The 15,959-nt window shown below is 60.7% G+C and carries 15 protein-coding genes; 4 read left to right on the top strand and 11 right to left on the bottom strand.

The window, feature by feature from the left end:
• Window positions 1-285: 285 nt before the first annotated feature.
• From BJQ17_RS16230 to BJQ17_RS16220, 3 genes are all read left to right on the top strand, one after another.
• Window positions 286-783: an RNA polymerase sigma factor gene (locus BJQ17_RS16230; RefSeq protein WP_012051258.1), complete on the top strand. Its 498-nt coding sequence runs from the start codon at window positions 286-288 to the stop codon at window positions 781-783.
• 20 nt (window positions 784-803) lie between these two features.
• The gene (locus BJQ17_RS16225; RefSeq protein WP_070096338.1) at window positions 804-1,766 is read left to right on the top strand and encodes a FecR family protein; all 963 of its coding nucleotides are present in this window, start codon (window positions 804-806) and stop codon (window positions 1,764-1,766) included.
• 108 nt (window positions 1,767-1,874) lie between these two features.
• The gene (locus BJQ17_RS16220) at window positions 1,875-4,304 is read left to right on the top strand and encodes a TonB-dependent siderophore receptor (protein ID WP_070096326.1); all 2,430 of its coding nucleotides are present in this window, start codon (window positions 1,875-1,877) and stop codon (window positions 4,302-4,304) included.
• A 238-nt stretch (window positions 4,305-4,542) separates the two neighbouring features.
• Here BJQ17_RS16220 and BJQ17_RS16215 read toward each other — a convergent pair whose 3' ends face one another.
• Genes BJQ17_RS16215 through BJQ17_RS16200 form a run of 4 tightly spaced genes read right to left on the bottom strand, consistent with a single transcriptional unit; the run spans window position 4,543 to window position 7,985 of the window.
• Window positions 4,543-5,700, bottom strand: coding sequence for a betaine/proline/choline family ABC transporter ATP-binding protein (locus tag BJQ17_RS16215; protein WP_010952079.1), 1,158 nt, complete (start codon window positions 5,698-5,700; stop codon window positions 4,543-4,545).
• Window positions 5,697-6,350 (bottom strand): ABC transporter permease, encoded by a 654-nt coding sequence (locus tag BJQ17_RS16210; RefSeq protein WP_003248487.1) that lies wholly within the window; start codon window positions 6,348-6,350, stop codon window positions 5,697-5,699. Before BJQ17_RS16210 ends, BJQ17_RS16215 begins: the two co-directional genes overlap by 4 nt.
• A complete protein-coding gene (locus BJQ17_RS16205; RefSeq protein ID WP_004575997.1) occupies window positions 6,347-7,258 on the bottom strand; it encodes a glycine betaine ABC transporter substrate-binding protein in 912 nt (303 codons plus the stop codon). Before BJQ17_RS16205 ends, BJQ17_RS16210 begins: the two co-directional genes overlap by 4 nt.
• Window positions 7,259-7,271: 13 nt before the next feature.
• Window positions 7,272-7,985 carry an ABC transporter permease gene (locus BJQ17_RS16200; protein ID WP_003248483.1) on the bottom strand — a complete coding sequence of 238 codons (714 nt, stop codon included), beginning with the start codon at window positions 7,983-7,985 and terminating at the stop codon, window positions 7,272-7,274.
• Between the two features lie 557 nt (window positions 7,986-8,542).
• Between BJQ17_RS16200 and BJQ17_RS16195 the strand changes: the two genes are divergently transcribed.
• Window positions 8,543-10,126 carry a peptide chain release factor 3 gene (locus tag BJQ17_RS16195; RefSeq protein WP_003248481.1) on the top strand — a complete coding sequence of 528 codons (1,584 nt, stop codon included), beginning with the start codon at window positions 8,543-8,545 and terminating at the stop codon, window positions 10,124-10,126.
• 56 nt (window positions 10,127-10,182) lie between these two features.
• Here BJQ17_RS16195 and BJQ17_RS16190 read toward each other — a convergent pair whose 3' ends face one another.
• From BJQ17_RS16190 to BJQ17_RS16160, 7 genes are all read right to left on the bottom strand, one after another.
• A complete protein-coding gene (locus tag BJQ17_RS16190) occupies window positions 10,183-11,262 on the bottom strand; it encodes a polyamine ABC transporter substrate-binding protein (RefSeq protein WP_003248478.1) in 1,080 nt (359 codons plus the stop codon).
• 52 nt (window positions 11,263-11,314) lie between these two features.
• Window positions 11,315-11,656 carry a cupin domain-containing protein gene (locus tag BJQ17_RS16185; protein ID WP_003248474.1) on the bottom strand — a complete coding sequence of 114 codons (342 nt, stop codon included), beginning with the start codon at window positions 11,654-11,656 and terminating at the stop codon, window positions 11,315-11,317.
• A 33-nt stretch (window positions 11,657-11,689) separates the two neighbouring features.
• Window positions 11,690-13,096, bottom strand: coding sequence for an FAD-binding oxidoreductase (locus BJQ17_RS16180; RefSeq protein WP_003248472.1), 1,407 nt, complete (start codon window positions 13,094-13,096; stop codon window positions 11,690-11,692).
• A gap of 64 nt (window positions 13,097-13,160) precedes the next feature.
• Window positions 13,161-13,985 carry a nuclear transport factor 2 family protein gene (locus BJQ17_RS16175; protein ID WP_003248470.1) on the bottom strand — a complete coding sequence of 275 codons (825 nt, stop codon included), beginning with the start codon at window positions 13,983-13,985 and terminating at the stop codon, window positions 13,161-13,163.
• Between the two features lie 419 nt (window positions 13,986-14,404).
• Window positions 14,405-14,599 (bottom strand): hypothetical protein, encoded by a 195-nt coding sequence (locus BJQ17_RS16170; RefSeq protein ID WP_003248463.1) that lies wholly within the window; start codon window positions 14,597-14,599, stop codon window positions 14,405-14,407.
• Between the two features lie 34 nt (window positions 14,600-14,633).
• A complete protein-coding gene (locus tag BJQ17_RS16165) occupies window positions 14,634-15,197 on the bottom strand; it encodes a hypothetical protein (RefSeq protein ID WP_003248461.1) in 564 nt (187 codons plus the stop codon).
• On the bottom strand, window positions 15,197-15,959 hold a 763-nt coding region (locus BJQ17_RS16160), incomplete at its 5' end, for an RHS repeat-associated core domain-containing protein (RefSeq protein ID WP_256559745.1). The genes BJQ17_RS16160 and BJQ17_RS16165, both read right to left, overlap by 1 nt.

The following is a 15,959-nucleotide window of genomic DNA, read 5'->3' as shown; positions in this document are numbered from 1 at the left end:
AACCGACTCGTGTGACCGGCTGATGTTCCCTGCGATCTTTCAAGCGTAAAAAATTGTGGAATGGAGCGTGTTGGGCCCTTCGCGGGCAAGCCCGCTCCTACAGGGGATACGCGTTCCATGTGGGGGCGGGCTTGCCCGCGAAAGGGCCGGAGGTGTTCATATTTATGGCCACATTTTCCTGGTACCCCCGTACAGGAAATCGCCCATAAATTTTTTGTTACCGACTGGCGGATTTGCTGCTTTTGATGCGAAACATTACTATTCGCACCCTTATCTGCCTCCCTGATGACCCCGACCGTGTCCGGACACAAAGGCTTCCTCGACCACTACCATGAGCTGATCGGCACCTGGACGCGCAAGCTGCGCAGTCGTCAGCAGGCCGAGGATCTCACCCACGATGCCTTTGTCCGGGTACTGGAAACCCCGCGCGAGCAGGTTGAGCAGCCACGCGCCTACCTGCATCAGGCTGCGCGCAACATCGCCGTGGATGGCTTCCGTCGCGAAGACCGCCGCCAGGCCCTGGAGCGGGAAGCCTTCGAAGAAGGCGCAACCGGCAGTGGCGACCCGGAAGCCTACGTGCATGCCCTGGAGCTGGCCGACAGCGTCGAGCGGGCTCTGGCCGAGCTGCCACTCAACTGCCGGCAGGTGTTCATCTGGCAGAAGCTCGAAGGCCTGACCCAGGCCGAGATTGCCGAGCGCATGGGGTTGAGCAAGAACATGGTCGAAAAGTATATGATCCGCACGCTTCGGCACTTGCGTGAGCACCTGGATGTGTCGGCATGAAGAGTCAGGAGGCCTTTTCGATGAAACAGCACGGTACCGATGCCGTCCGCGAGCAGGCGGCCGCATGGTTCGCCCGCGTGCAGGATGCGCCTCGGGATGCCGGGCTGCACAAGCAGTTGCATGCCTGGTTGGCGAGCGACGAGCACCACCGGGAAGAATATGAGCATCTCTGCCGCGTGTGGCAGGCCGCCGACTTCATTCCACGTCAGCACCTGGAGGCGCTGTGCCAGCCAGACCCGGTGCAGCAGCTGCCACGACGGCGTTTCATGCGCCAGGCGTTGGCCGCCAGTGTCGCGGTAGTGGCGCTGGGCCTGGGCTGGGGTGGCTGGCACCACCTGCAACTGAACCATCAAGGCAGCCTGCAGACGGCCTTCAATGAGCGCCGTCAGGTCGAACTGCCGGATGGCTCGCATCTGGAGCTCAATGGCAGCACGCAGGTGCAGGTCAAGTTCAGCGCCGGCCAGCGGCACGTGCGCCTGAACGCCGGTGAAGTGATGTTCAGCGTCGCCCATGACAGTAACCGGCCATTTGTGGTCGACACTGCCCAGGGCAGTGTGATCGTCACAGGTACCCGCTTTGACGTCCGCCTGGACCCAGCCAGCACCCGTGTGGCGGTGGAACAGGGGTCGGTGCGGGTGCAGGGCAAGGGCGACTCGCCGGCGCTACTGACGGCCGGGCAGGGGTCGCATATAGATGCACAGGGCCTGGTCGCCGCACCCTATGCGGTCAACACCGGCGCCATGACCGCATGGCGACAGGACAAGCTGGTGTTCGACAACGCAACCCTCGCCGAAGTAGTGGCCGAAACCTCGCGCTACCGTCGCCAGCCATTGCGGGTCGCCCCTGGGAAAGTCGCCCGGCTGCGCCTGTCCGGTACCTTCAGTACCAACGATACAGACGCTCTGCTGCGGGCCTTGCCGAGCATCCTCCCGGTGGCCATCAAAGCCCATGAAGACGGCTCCAGCGAAATAATCGCCAACTAGATTCAGGTTTTTTTTCACTCGTTCGTCTTCCTCGCCAGCTGCAACTGCCAAGCATTTCCATTTGCACGCGGTTGGCGTTTATTCCGCATTCCAGGATGTTTCGACGACGTGAACAACAACAAACCTCTCCCACGCTTTCGCGCCCTGGCGCTGGCCCTGGCGGTCAGTACTGTGGCCGTTGGCAGCCAGGCCGCAGAGGCCGCTAATGCCCTCCACATCCAGGCCCAGCCGTTGGGTTCGGCGCTGAACCAGCTCGGCCAGCAAACCAGCCTGCAGCTGTTTTTCAGCCCCGAGCTGGTCGCCGGCAAACAGGCCCCGGCGGTATCGGGCAACCTGGCGCCGGTGCAGGCGCTGCAACAGCTGTTGCAAGGCAGCGGGCTCACCTACGAGATGTCCGGGGACACCGTTGTGGTGAAGCCTCTGCCGACTACCCTTGACCTGGGCAGCGGCAGCCTGGAGCTGGCACCCACCGACATCAAGGTGGTCGGTGACTGGCTGGGTGATGCCCAGCAGAGCGTGGTACAGAACCACCCTGGGGCACGCACCGTGGTACGCCGCGAGGCAATGGTGGAGAAGGGCGCAATGAACGTGCGCGACGTGCTGCGCGGCATCCCCGGCGTGCAAGTGCAGGACTCCAACGGGACCGGTGGCAGCGACCTGTCGCTGAACGTGGGCGTACGCGGCCTTACTTCGCGCCTGTCGCCGCGCTCCACGGTACTGATCGATGGCATCCCGGCCGCCTTCGCGCCGTATGGCCAGCCACAGCTGTCGATGGCACCGATTTCTTCTGGCAACCTCGACAGCATCGACGTCGTGCGCGGTGCCGGCTCGGTGCGCTATGGCCCGCAGAACGTGGGCGGCGTGATCAACTTTGTAACCCGGGCGATTCCGGAAAAGGCCTCGGCAGAGCTGTCCACCACCCTGGAGACCTCTCAGCACGGTGGCTGGAAACACACCGAGTCAGCCTTCGTCGGTGGCACGGCCGACAATGGCATGGGCGTGGCGCTGTTGTACACCGGGGTGAATGGCAACGGTTACCGTGAAAGCAACAACGGCAACGACATCGATGACGTAATCCTCAAGATGCATTGGGCGCCAACCGATGTCGATGAGTTCTGGCTCAACTTCCATTATTACGATGGCCGTGCCGACATGCCGGGTGGCCTGACCCAGGCCCAATACGACAGCAACCCGTACCAGTCGCTGCGCGATTACGACTACTTCGCGGGCCGGCGCAAGGATGTGTCGTTCAAATGGCAGCGGCAGCTCGACGATGCCACCCAGTTCGAAGTGCTGACCTACTACACCGACAGCTTCCGCGGCAGCACCATCGCCTCGCGGGACATGAAGACGTTGTCGTCGTACCCGCGCAACTACCACACCTTTGCCATCGAACCCCGTGTGTCGCGCATCTTCTTTGCCGGCCCAACCACCCAGGAAGTCAGTGTCGGTTACCGTTACCTGAAGGAAGCGATGCGCGAACAATCGACTCGCCTGGCGCTGATCGACAACGTGCCGACGGTGACCCCGACTTCCGACGGCCACGTGTTCCAGGACCGCAGTGGCGGCACCGAGGCCAGCGCCTACTACATCGACGACAAGATCGACGTGGGCAACTGGACCATCACCCCTGGCGTGCGCTTCGAACACATCAATACCGACTGGCGCGACCGCCCGGTGCTGGACGCCAACAACCGCCCGGTAGCCGAGAAGAAGCGCAGCATCACCAGCAACGAGCCTTTGCCGGCACTGAGCGTGATGTACCACGTTTCCGATGCCTGGAAGGTGTTCGCCAACTACGAGACTTCGTTCGGTAGCCTGCAGTACTTCCAGCTGGGCCAGGGCGGTTCTGGCAACAGTACGGCCAATGGCCTGGAGCCGGAAAAAGCCAAGACCTACGAAATCGGTACCCGTTATGACAATGGCGGCTTTGCCGGTGAGCTGACGGCGTTCTACATCGACTTCGATGATGAGCTGCAGTACATCAGCAACGACGTGGGCTGGACCAACCTCGGTGCGACCAAGCACCAGGGCATCGAGGCTTCGGTGCGTTATGACCTGGCCGGGCTGGACCCACGCCTGGACGGGCTGTCGGTGAGCGGTGGCTACACCTATACCCGCGCAACCTATGAAGGGGATATCCCGGGGTTCAAGGGCCGTGACCTGCCGTTCTATTCACGCCAGGTGGCCACTGCCGGGGTGCGTTACGCAGTTAACCGCTGGACCTGGAACCTGGACGCCTATGCCCAATCGAAGCAGCGTGCGCCGGGAACCGGGATCAATGCCGATGGCAGCTTCAATGGCGATTACATTACCCAGCCAAGTGCCGACGGGCAGTATGGCGATATTCCGGGTTATGTGACCTGGCATGCCCGCGGTGGGTACGAATTCGGGCCTGAACTGTCCAACCTGAAGCTGGCGGCGGGGGTGAAGAACCTGTTCGACAAGCAGTACTTCACCCGCTCCAGTGACAACAATGCCGGCCTTTACGTGGGTGAGCCGCGGACCTTCTACGTGCAGGCCAGTGTTGGGTTTTGATCGAGACTGCCGGGGCCGCTTTGCGGCCCTTCGCTCGCTCTTGTAGGAGCGGGTTTACCCGCGAAAGGGCCGGGCCTGCTGGCCAATTTTCACCAGTCGTTCACCGTTGCCGCCACCACCGTATTCGCGGGTAAACCCGCTCCTACACATGATCGGTGGTGGACATACATCGGGGATTGAACACAGGCCGTTGTAGGAGCGGGTTTACCCGCGAAGGGGCGCAAAGCGCCCCCGACGATTACGAAACCACCGCCTCGGCCGGCGAAACGATACTGCTCTTCGCCCCCCGCGATCTCCCCGAGCTCAGGTACGCGGCAATCGACTCCTGCGTCACCTCGCCCAAGAACACCTGCTCGGCATCCAGCACTGGCAACCACGCGCGGTTGAACTCGTACATGCGCGACAGCAGGATGCGCAAGTGCTCATCGTGCGACGCGGTGGCATTGAACGGCCGCAGGAAATCGCCACACGTCCCTTGCTGGCGGTGCATGTCGCGCCGGCGCACATAGCCCAGCGCCTTGTTCTGCGCATCGGTCACCACCACGTAGCGGCGGTCGTGCTCATCCAGCAGCTCCAGCGCGTCGCCCACCGGTGTTTCCGGGCTCACCGACGGCGCGTTGTCCGCTGCATCCTCGGCACGCACCAGCAACAGGCGTTTGAGGGTGCTGTCCTGGCCCACAAAGTTGCTGACGAAATCATCCGCCGGGTGCGCCAGCAGGGTATCCGGGTGATCCAGCTGCAACAGCTTGCCGGCACGGAAGATGGCAATCTTGTCGCCCAGCTTGATCGCTTCGTCGATGTCGTGGCTGACCATGATCACGGTCTTGTTCAGCGCCCGCTGCATTTCGAAGAACTCGTTCTGGATCATTTCGCGGTTGATCGGGTCGACCGCGCCGAACGGTTCATCCATCAACAGCACGGGTGCATCTGCTGCCAGGGCGCGAATCACGCCGATACGCTGTTGCTGGCCGCCAGACAGCTCGCGCGGGTAGCGTTGCAGGTACTGCTTGGGTTCGAGCTTGATCATGTGCATCAGCTCGCGAGCCCGCTCGTGGCATTTCTGCTTGTCCCAGCCAAGCAGGCGCGGGACCACGGTAATGTTCTCCTCGATGGTCATGTTGGGGAACAGACCGATCTGCTGGATCACATAGCCGATGTGCCGGCGCAGGGTAACTTCGTCCAGGCCGGTGGTGTCTTCGCCGTTGATGAACACCTGGCCCGAGGTGGGCGTGATCAGGCGGTTGATCATTTTCAGCGTGGTGCTCTTGCCGCAGCCCGACGGGCCGAGGAACACGCAGATTTCCCCTTCATTGACGGTGAGGCTTACCGAGTCGACGGCTTTGACGTCCTTGCCGTTGACGTTGAAGGTTTTGCTGAGGTTCTTCAGTTCGATCATGAGCGCAGTCCTTCTGGAGTCAGGGCACGTTGCAGGGTTTGCAGCAGCAGGTCGGCGATGATCGCCAGCAGGCTGACCAGTACGGCGCCGACCAGCAGCATCGACATGTCGCTGCGGCTGATGGAAGTCAGGATCAGCACGCCGAGGCCGCCGGCGCCGATGGTGGCGGCAATGGTCATGACGCCGATGTTCATCACCACGGCGGTGCGCACACCGGCGAGGATCACCGGTACGGCGATGGGCAGCTCGACCATGCGCAGGCGCTGGCCGAAGGTCATGCCGATGCCACGCGCGGCTTCACGGATACCGGGCTCGACATTGGTCAGGGCCAGGTAGGTGTTGCGCATGATTGGCAGCAGCGAATAAAGAAACACGGCAGTGATCGCCGGCAAGGGGCCCAGCCCCTGGCCGAACTTGGAGTAGAACGGCAGCAGCAGGCCGAACAACGCAATCGAAGGGATGGTCAGCAGCACTGTGGCGCTGGCCTGCAGCGGGCCGGCCACCGCCGGGAAGCGGGTCATCAGGATGCCCAGCGGCACGCCAACGAGGATCGCCAGGCCGACGGCGATGCCGACCAGCATGATGTGCTGCCAGGTCAGTTGCAGCACCTGGGCCCAGTCGAGGTGGGCGAACGTGTCGAGCAGGCTCATGGCTGTACCTCCTTGAGGGGATGCTCTCGCAGGAATGCGGCGGCCACAGCGGTCGGGTTCTGGTGGTCTACGTCAACCTTGGCATTGAGCTGGCGCATGGTCTCGTCATCGAGCTGCTCGGCCAGTGGCTTGAGCAGGGCGACCAGTTGCGGGTTGGCGTCGAGCACGGCCTTGCGCACCACCGGGGCGGCGGTGTAGTCGGGGAAGTAGTGCTTGTCGTCTTCGAGCAGCTTGAGGTTGAACGCGCTCAGGCGACCGTCGGTGGTGTAGACCAGGCCTGCGAACACCTGGTTGTTGTGCATGGCCGTGTAGACCAGGCCCGCGTCCATCTGGCGGATGTTGGCGCGGCCGACCTGCAGGTCGTACATTTCCTTGAGCCCGACCAGGCCGTCGGGGCGGTTGGCGAACTCGGTGTCCAGAGCCACCAGGTGATTACGCTTGCGCTCGTCGCGCAGCACCTGATTGAGGTCGCTGATCGAGTTGATCTGCGGGTAGGCCTCGGCGACTTGCTTCGGCAAGCCGAGGGCATAGGTGTTGCTGAATTTCGACGGGGTCAGCCAGATCAGGTCTTTTTTGGCATCCAGCTCCTTGACCTTGGCGTAGGTGGCCTCGGCGCTGGGCATACGCTCATCAATATGGTTGTAGGACACCAGCGACACCCCGGTGTATTCCCACATCAGGTCGAGCTGGCCGGTTTCCTGGGCCTGGCGAGCGATGCTGCTGCCCAGGCCGGTGGTGACGCGTACGTCAAAGCCGTTGGCGCGCAGGTACTGCGCGGTGATTTCGGCGAGTACGGTCTGTTCGGTGAACACCCGCGCGCCGATGCGCACCAGGGGTTTTTCCGCTGCCTGGGCAACTCCTGCGAACAGCAGGGCCGCGCCCAGCAGCAAGGCGATTCTCTTCTTCATACGTTTCCTATCCTTATTGGGCCAGGCCACGTTCCAGCCAGCGCCTGCTGGAGAAACTCACCGCCGCGTCCAGCACCAGTGCCAGCAGCGCGGTGCAGGCGGCACCCAGCAGCAGCTGCGGCTGGTTGTTCAGGGCGATGCCGGGGAAGATCAGGCTGCCCAGGCTGTTGGCGCCGATCAGGAATGCCAGCGGTGCGGTGCCCACGTTCAACGCCAGGGCCACGCGTACGCCGCCGACGATGATCGGCACGGCGTTGGGCAGTTCCACCTGCCAGAGTTGCTGGCGCGGGGTCATGCCGATGCCGGTAGCGGCTTCCTTGAGCGATGCGGGGACGTTTTTCAGGCCTTCGTAGGTGTTGCGCACGATGGGCAGGAGGGACGCGAGGAACAGTGCGAAGATCGCAGGCCCGGCGCCGATGCCCAGGATACTCAGGGCGATGGCCAGAACGGCCAGAGGGGGGATGGTGTTGCCAACGTTGAAGAACTGCATGAAACGCTCGGCTTTGTCGACCCGGTGCGGTCGACTTAACGCAATGCCGGCGGGGATGCCCACGGCCAGCGCCGCCGCCATCGAAGCCAGCACCAATACCAGGTGCGCTTGCAGGTAGAACCCAAGATCGTCGCGATAACGCGCGATCGTGTCGATGCCGATCCAGTGGACCAGCAGGGCCAGGATGACGAGCACGGCGGCCCATCCCAACAGCCCCTTTCCGTAGCGTTTAGCCACAGGCGGACTCCTTGTGTTGTCGGCGAGCACACTTCTTGGAAGCCGGCCAATCCTGGCGGCGGGTGGTGTGTTCGCGAGTAGCAGCGAGATGCAAGCCGAAGGCTGCGATCAGGCCATGAGCCGAACCCCGTCGGGCCCGAAAATGCTGATGAAACCAGTCCCCAACCGAAGCGGGTTGCAGGGGAGTGGACGTCTCCGTAGGCGTAAAGGTTCCCATCTGAGGCGGCATTTGGCCAGCGTTAATCGCTGGGTGGCAGGATTTTTGGCGAGAAAAAACAGCGGCTTAATACGCTGCAGGCGTTGAAATAACTGCGCTTTGGGCATTTGTCGTGATAAATCGATTGCCTGTTGGATTTCTTTTGTCTGTGCCGGCCTCTTCGCGGGTAAACCCGCTCCTACAGTGACTGCACCGCATCCGAACCCTGTGTCGTACCTGTAGGCGCGGGTTTACCCGCGAAGAGGCCGGCACAGGCGCCATTCATTCGGCAGATTTTGGTCCAGGCCCAACTTCAGGTATGATACTGCCCCTTTCAAATCCCCCAGTCAGGCGATTTCCCATGACCAACCAGGCCGCCGAAGTCGCGAAGCGCCGCACTTTCGCAATCATTTCCCACCCCGACGCCGGTAAGACCACCATCACCGAGAAGCTCCTGCTGATGGGCAAGGCCATTGCCGTCGCCGGTACCGTGAAGTCGCGCAAGTCCGACCGCCATGCCACCTCCGACTGGATGGAAATGGAGAAGCAGCGCGGCATCTCCATCACCACCTCGGTGATGCAGTTCCCGTACCGCGAGCACATGATCAACCTGCTCGACACCCCCGGCCACGAAGACTTTTCGGAAGACACCTACCGCACCCTGACCGCGGTGGACTCGGCGCTGATGGTGCTCGACGGCGGTAAAGGTGTAGAGCCGCGTACCATCGCCCTGATGGACGTGTGCCGCCTGCGCGACACGCCCATCGTCAGCTTCATCAACAAACTCGACCGAGACATCCGCGACCCGATCGAACTGCTCGACGAAATCGAAGCCGTTTTGAAGATCAAGGCCGCGCCAATCACCTGGCCGATCGGTTGCTACCGCGACTTCAAGGGCGTGTACCACCTGACCGGTGACTACATCGTGGTGTACACCCCGGGCCACGGCCACGAGCGCACCGAAGCCAAGATCATCCAGAAGCTGGACTCGGACGAAGCCCGCGCGCACCTGGGCGACCAGTACGATTCGTTCGTCGAGCAACTGGAGCTGGTGCAGGGCGCTTGCCACGAGTTCAACCAGGAAGAGTTCATCAACGGTCAGCTGACCCCGGTGTTCTTCGGTACTGCGCTGGGCAACTTCGGTGTCGACCACGTGCTCGACGCCGTGGTCGACTGGGCGCCGCGTCCGCTTGGCCGTGTGGCCCACGAGCGCACCGTGGAGCCTGTGGAAGAGAAGTTCACCGGCTTCGTGTTCAAGATCCAGGCGAACATGGACCCGAAACACCGCGACCGTATCGCCTTCATGCGCATCTGCTCGGGCAAGTACGAGAAGGGCATGAAGATGCGCCACGTGCGCTTGAACAAAGACCTGCGTATCGGCGATGCGCTGACGTTCTTCTCCTCCGAGCGTGAGCAGCTGGAAGAAGCCTTTGCCGGTGACATCATCGGCCTGCACAACCACGGCACCATCCAGATCGGCGACACCTTCACCGAAGGCGAGGCGCTGGGCTTCACCGGTATTCCGCACTTCGCGCCGGAGCTGTTCCGCCGCGTCCGCCTGAAAGACCCGCTGAAATCCAAGCAACTGCGTCAAGGCCTGCAGCAGCTGGCCGAAGAAGGTGCTACTCAGGTGTTCTTCCCTGAGCGCAGCAACGACATCATCCTGGGTGCGGTCGGTGTGCTGCAGTTCGACGTGGTCGCCAGCCGCCTGAAGGAAGAGTACAAGGTCGAGTGCGCCTACGAGCCTATCACCGTCTGGTCGGCGCGCTGGATCAGCTGCGATGACAAGAAGAAGCTCGAGGAATTCCAGACCAAGGCCATGGAAAACCTGGCCATCGACGGCGGCGGTCACCTGACCTACCTGGCGCCGACCCGGGTCAACCTGGCGCTGATGGAAGAGCGCTGGCCGGACATCAAGTTCCGCGCTACCCGCGAGCACCATTAAGGCCTGAAATCGGGGCTGCTTTGCAGCCCTTCGCGGGCACGCTAGGCGGCCCCATTTCAATTTCCGGCTTTGATACTGGTCCAGATTCGCGTACGAATACGGTCGATCTTCGCCGGCATCGCCTCCAGCGCATACAGCTTGCCCATCACCTCGTCGCTCGGGTAAATCATCGTATTACCCTTCATCGCCGGGTCCACCAGCCCGTCCGCCTTGAGGTTGCCGTTGGCGTACTGGACGTGGTTGCTGATGTTGGCCATCACCTCCGGCTGCAGCAGGTAGTTCATGTAGGCATATCCGGCCTTTTCATCCGGCGCATCGACGGGCATGGCGACCATGTCGAACCACATCGGCGCGCCCTCCTTGGGTATCGAATAGCCCACCTTCACGCCATTGTTCGCCTCATCGGCGCGGTTCTTCGCCTGCAGCACATCCCCCGAGAACCCCACTACCACGCAGATATCGCCGTTGGCCAGGTCGCCCGTGTACTTGGACGAGTGGAAATAGCTGATGTAAGGCCGCACTTTCATCAGCAGGTCCTTGGCCTTCTCGTAGTCCTTGGGGTCTTGGCTGTGATGGGGCAAGCCCAGGTAGTGCAGGGCGATCGGCAGCAGTTCGGGGCCATTGTCCAGCACCGCGACGCCACAGCTTTTCAGCTTGCTCATGTACTCGGGCTTGAAGATCAGGTCCCAGGAGTCCACGGGCGCGTTGTCGCCGAGCACCGCCTTGACCTTGTCGATGTTGTAGCCAATACCGGTACTGCCCCACAGGTACGGGAAGCCGTACTGGTTGCCCGGGTCGTTCACCTCCAGCGCCTTGAGCAGCACCGGGTTGAGGTTGTGCCAGTTAGGCAGCTGGGATTTGTCCAGGCGCTTCAAGGCCTTGCCCTGGATCTGCCGGGCCATGAAATGGTTGGAGGGGAACACCACGTCGTAGCCGGAATTGCCGGTCATCAACTTGCCATCGAGGGTTTCATTACTGTCGTACACGTCATAGGTCGGCACGATGCCGCTGGCTTGCTGGAAGTTCTTCAACGTATCGGGGGCCACGTAGCTGGACCAGTTGTAGATCTTCACCGTTTCAGCGGCGCTGGCCACGCTGGCGGCCAGCATCAGGGGGGCGAGGAGGAAGGTGCGCATGTCGGGTTTACCTTGCTTTGTCTGTTGTTATCGAAGGCAGGCGATCAGCGGATCAGAAAATAAGCACGTAGGTCTTGCGCACGGTCTCCAGGATGTCCCAGGTGCCGGTGCTGTTGGCCGGTAGCATCAATGCGTCTCCGGCTTCTATGACCAGGGGCTCGCCACCGTCGGGGGTGAACGTGCAGCGGCCCTTGATGAAATGACAGAACTCCTGTTGCACGATCTGCCGCCGCCAGCGCCCTGGGGTGCATTCCCAGATGCCGGTTTCAACGCCATCGCTGCGCTCCACGCAGGTGACTGACGTGACTGCCACGGGTTCGCCGAGCGGTACCGCGACCGGGTTGGAGCTGTCGAGCACGGCAAATTCGGTGTTCTTGAACTGGGTGATGCTCATGACCGGTGGATCCTGTACGAGTGAAAAGGGAAGTCAGTGCATGAAGCCTTCCATGAAGTCCGCAACCGAGATGGCCAGGCGCCGCCTCCACGGCGCACTGGCGGGGTTGGCGAGGGTCCGGTCCTCATGGACGAAGCTCTGGATGATCGCGTTGTAGCCCAGCCAGCGGCAGGGCTCGGGAGGCCAGCTGGCCAGGCTCGATAGCGGGCGGTTGTCGAGCACCCAGGGTTGCGCCGTCAGTTCGTTGCGCTGGTTGAGGATCAGCGCCGCCAGGGTGCGCCCACCCAGGTTGGTAGCCCCGACGCCTTCGCCGCCGTAGCCGCCGGCAAGGGCGATGCCGCGCTGGCGGTCGCAAAGCATGTGTGGGCGGAAGCGTCTCGCCATGCCGAGGTTGCCGCCCCAGGTATGAGTGATGCGTACCTGTTTGAGCTGCGGGAACAGTTCGCCGAACAGGTAGCGGCGCAGTTCGACTTCGTGTTCGTCGAGGTTGAAGTTCTCGCGCAGACGCCCACCGAAGCGGTAGCCACCGCGAGCACCGAAGACCAGGCGGTTGTCGGCGGTGCGCTGGCCGTAGGTGACCTGGCGGCTGCTTTCACTGAAGGCTTGGCCCTTGCTCAGGCCAATTTGCTCCCAGGTGGCCTCTGGCAGCGGCTCGGTGGCCACCAGCAGGCTCTGTACTGGCAATTGGTGTTTGCCCAGTGGCGGCAGGCTGGCGGCGTAACCCTCCACGGCAGGCACCATCCACTGGCAGCGAATCTGTGCCAGCGGGGTACGCACCTCGCTCGGCTGCCAGTCGATGGCCGGGGTGTTTTCGTAGATCGATACGCCCAGCGCCTCCACTGCCCGGGCAAGGCCGCGCACCAGCTTGGCTGGCTGGATGGTCGCCGTGTGCGGGCTGTAGATGGCTCCAAACGCATTGCTGACCCGTAACTGGTTACCCAGCTGCTCGGGGCTCAGCCAGCGGTAGTCGTCCTCGGTCATGCCTTGGCGATACAAGTCGTCGAGGTAGGCGCGCAGGCTGCGTTCCTGCTCCGGGTAGCGCGCCGCGCAATAAAGGACGCCGCCTTTGCGGTAGTCGCAGTCGATGCCTTCGCTTTGCAGCACGCGATGCACTTCATCCGGGATGCCGTGCAGCAGGTCGATGCTGGCGCGGCGCTGTTGCGGCGAGAGGGTGCCGAGCAGGCGGTCTTCGCCGAGCAGGTTGCCCATCAGCCAGCCCCCATTACGACCGGAGGCGCCGAAGCCGGCGATTTGGGCTTCGATCACCGCAATGTTCAGCTGGGGGGCCTGGCGCTTGAGGTAGTACGCGGTCCAAAGGCCTGTATAGCCGGCACCGATGATGCAGACGTCAACGTCGAGGTCATTGCGCAGTGCCGGGCGCGCGCACAGCGACTCGTCGAGCTGGTCCATCCACAGGCTGAGCGTGCGCAGGGGTTGCATCGGGTTCGGCTCCACATCCGTCAAGGTCTGTGGGCGATGCTAGTGGTGTCAGTGGGCGGCTGTCTTACGTGCGTGCACGCAGGGAAATTTGCTTCAGGTAGGCCTTGGGCGTGAGCCCGGTGTGTTCGCGGAAGCACTTGTAGAACGCCGACAGCGAGTTGAAACCGGCGTTGTATGCCAGGTCGTCGATCGGCGTTTCGACGCTGTCGTCGTCGAGGCAGGCCATCAGGTGCTGCAGCCGCGCCTGGTTGACGTAGCGGTAGAAGCTTTGCCCGAGCACCTGGTTAAGCAGGTAGGAAATCTGGTTGCGGCTGTACCCGCTGGCTTCCGCTACTTGCTGCAGGTCCAGTTCCGGGTCGAGGTAGGGGCGTTGACGCTGGAAGTAATGCTCCAGGTCCTGGGCCATGGTCGACAACTGCCGAGGCGACAGGCCCAGGCGGCTGGTGGCCGGGCGCGGGCCGCTGCTGACCAGGCCATTGCCATGCTGGCGTACCAGCGTGGCGTACTCGTTGACCCGCCAGATCAGGCCGTCCCTGACGGTGATCGCCTCGCTGGACTGGAACGCCACAAGGCCGTCGCCGCCCTGGACCGTGACCTGATACTGGATGAATGCGGTGCAGCCATCGACGCGGATGCGGTCGCTGTGGACGATGTCCTCGCCGGCTTCATGGGGCAGGCAGGCGCGTACGTAATCGCGCAGTTCCTGGTGGCCGAGCACGCGGTTCTGAAAGAAGTCGTGGTACTGGATATCGGGGTGGTAGAGCGCCATGACACCGTCGAGGTCGCGGTGCTTCCAGCAGAGGTGGTAGCGCAGCACGATTTCGGCGGTAAGCGGGGTTTGCTCGGGGCCGTCGGGGAGGGTGATGGCGATCATGGGTGGATAGTGCATTGCAGAACACCCAGGTGCAAGGGCGTGGATCCTGCATATTGCACGGTTTGCTCAGGCGGCTTGGAGGGTAAGCCGTTGATTCTTATGAATGTAGTTTTTTGATACAACTGGCATGGCGGCTGCACCTTTCTTGTCACCATCGAACAAGGAGAAAGGCCATGCGCTCGATACTGCTTTGGATGATTGGGGTGCCGATTCCGGTGATCATTCTCATCTGGTTCTTTATGCATTGAGATTTTGGGGGCCGCGCTTTGCGGCCCTTTTGCTACAACTCTTCGCTACAAAAGGCATGTGCAAGGTAGGCAGGCGCGAACATAGTCGAATCCCCAGATTTTGTAGGTTTGGAGAAAACCGCACCCACAGGTAACGTCGCAGAATGCCCTGGGCAAAGCCCTCAGTTATCTGGCCAGCAACTGGTACTAGGTGAGGGTTTCCACCGCTTTGTTGTTCGCCACCCGCTTGATGTCGGTCAGGCGACCCAGCGGGTTGTCGTAATTCAGGCGCACGTGGGTGCAGCCGGTGGCGCTGAAGTCGGTCAGTTTGCCGTCGGACGTTGTAGGCTTACCGCTGTTAAACTCAAGCGAACAACCAAGGTGACCCCGGGCACTTAGCATTAGTCATCCGAAAATGCCATTAGAAAATACAAGCTCACATATCATCCCGACCTTCAACAAAGCAAATACCAATCACAGCCTTATCCTGAAGCGACTCAGCTGCCCGATTCGACACTACGATGCGCGACATGCTTTCCAATGCGCGAAAAATTGAATGAGTTGGTTCGATATCCTGCAGAACGATCCTACTGAATCTTTTAGGCCCGTCAGGCAATGATTTTATTAAGGGTTTATAAATGCACCTTTCCATATCAAAAGCGCTTTCTGATGCTAAATAGTTCACTGCGTAATAATCATTATACACATCACCATTGATCACAATACATGCAGGTACAAACTGAATCTCACCTTCAAGCCCCATGCCAAGAAAAATATTGAAAAGCCTAGACGTTATAATGTCAGGCCCATCACTAAAAAGATAGTCATACTTCCTAAACGCACTCAAGCCGACCTTTTGCTTGAGTGAAAGCTGAACTGGCAAATCAGAACCCGAAATCAGTTTACACTCTTGAAAGCTCAAGTGATCTATGTTGGTCCCATGATCATAGGAAAGCCAATATTTTTCAGGATAATTATCCACAGGCTCAATCAGTTTCATTAACATGCCACCCCTCTAATTGAGTTTTTATTGAGTTTTATTTTGCCCTTGCGCAAGCCTTGACGATTTTCGCTAATAATATCATCAACAGCTGCCTTATATTGGGCTTGTGTCCATTTTTCCTGACGCCCAATTTTCTCTACCTCATTCAAACTTGCTTTGACATCTCGACTATACCCCGGGTGAGATCCTCTGTGGACTGTTCGCGTAGGATGGAGCTCTTCATGCGTCGGGAGATAAATTATATTATTCAGCGCGTGTATATTCATGCCTGACGCTTTTAAAACAGGATGATCCACTAGCTGCTGTGGGATAATATGGTGTTTTTGGAACCCTTCGATGCCCGGCATGGTGTTATACGTTGCCAGCCCCATTGGGTCGAGCCAGAGAATAGGGCTAGGGGCATATAAATAAAGATTAAATCCTCCTTCAAGCCCAATTGGATCTTGCGTAACGAACCTCCCGCACTCCGGATCATAGTGCCTGAAAGTATTGTAGTGCAGACCTGATTCATCATCAAAGTACTGGCCTTGGAAGCGTATATTTTGCTCAATCTCATCGACTGCAAGATGTTCCAGTGCCCCCCATGACCGATAAGTCGCCTGCCAAACGATCTTGCCGTCGCTGTCCGTCAACTCCAACGGTGTACCAATCTGGTCAGTATGGAAGTAATAGACCTTCTGCCCTTCCCCTTCAACCTGATCAACCCGCGCCAACGGCGCATAGCTACCCGGCTCGTACAGGTACAGGATGCTCTGCCCT

This window comes from Pseudomonas sp. NBRC 111139, assembly GCF_001753955.1.
Taxonomy (GTDB): Bacteria; Pseudomonadota; Gammaproteobacteria; order Pseudomonadales; family Pseudomonadaceae; genus Aquipseudomonas; species Aquipseudomonas alloputida.
Note: the sequence above shows the minus strand (reverse complement) of the source record. Positions and strands in the feature narration are given on the sequence as shown.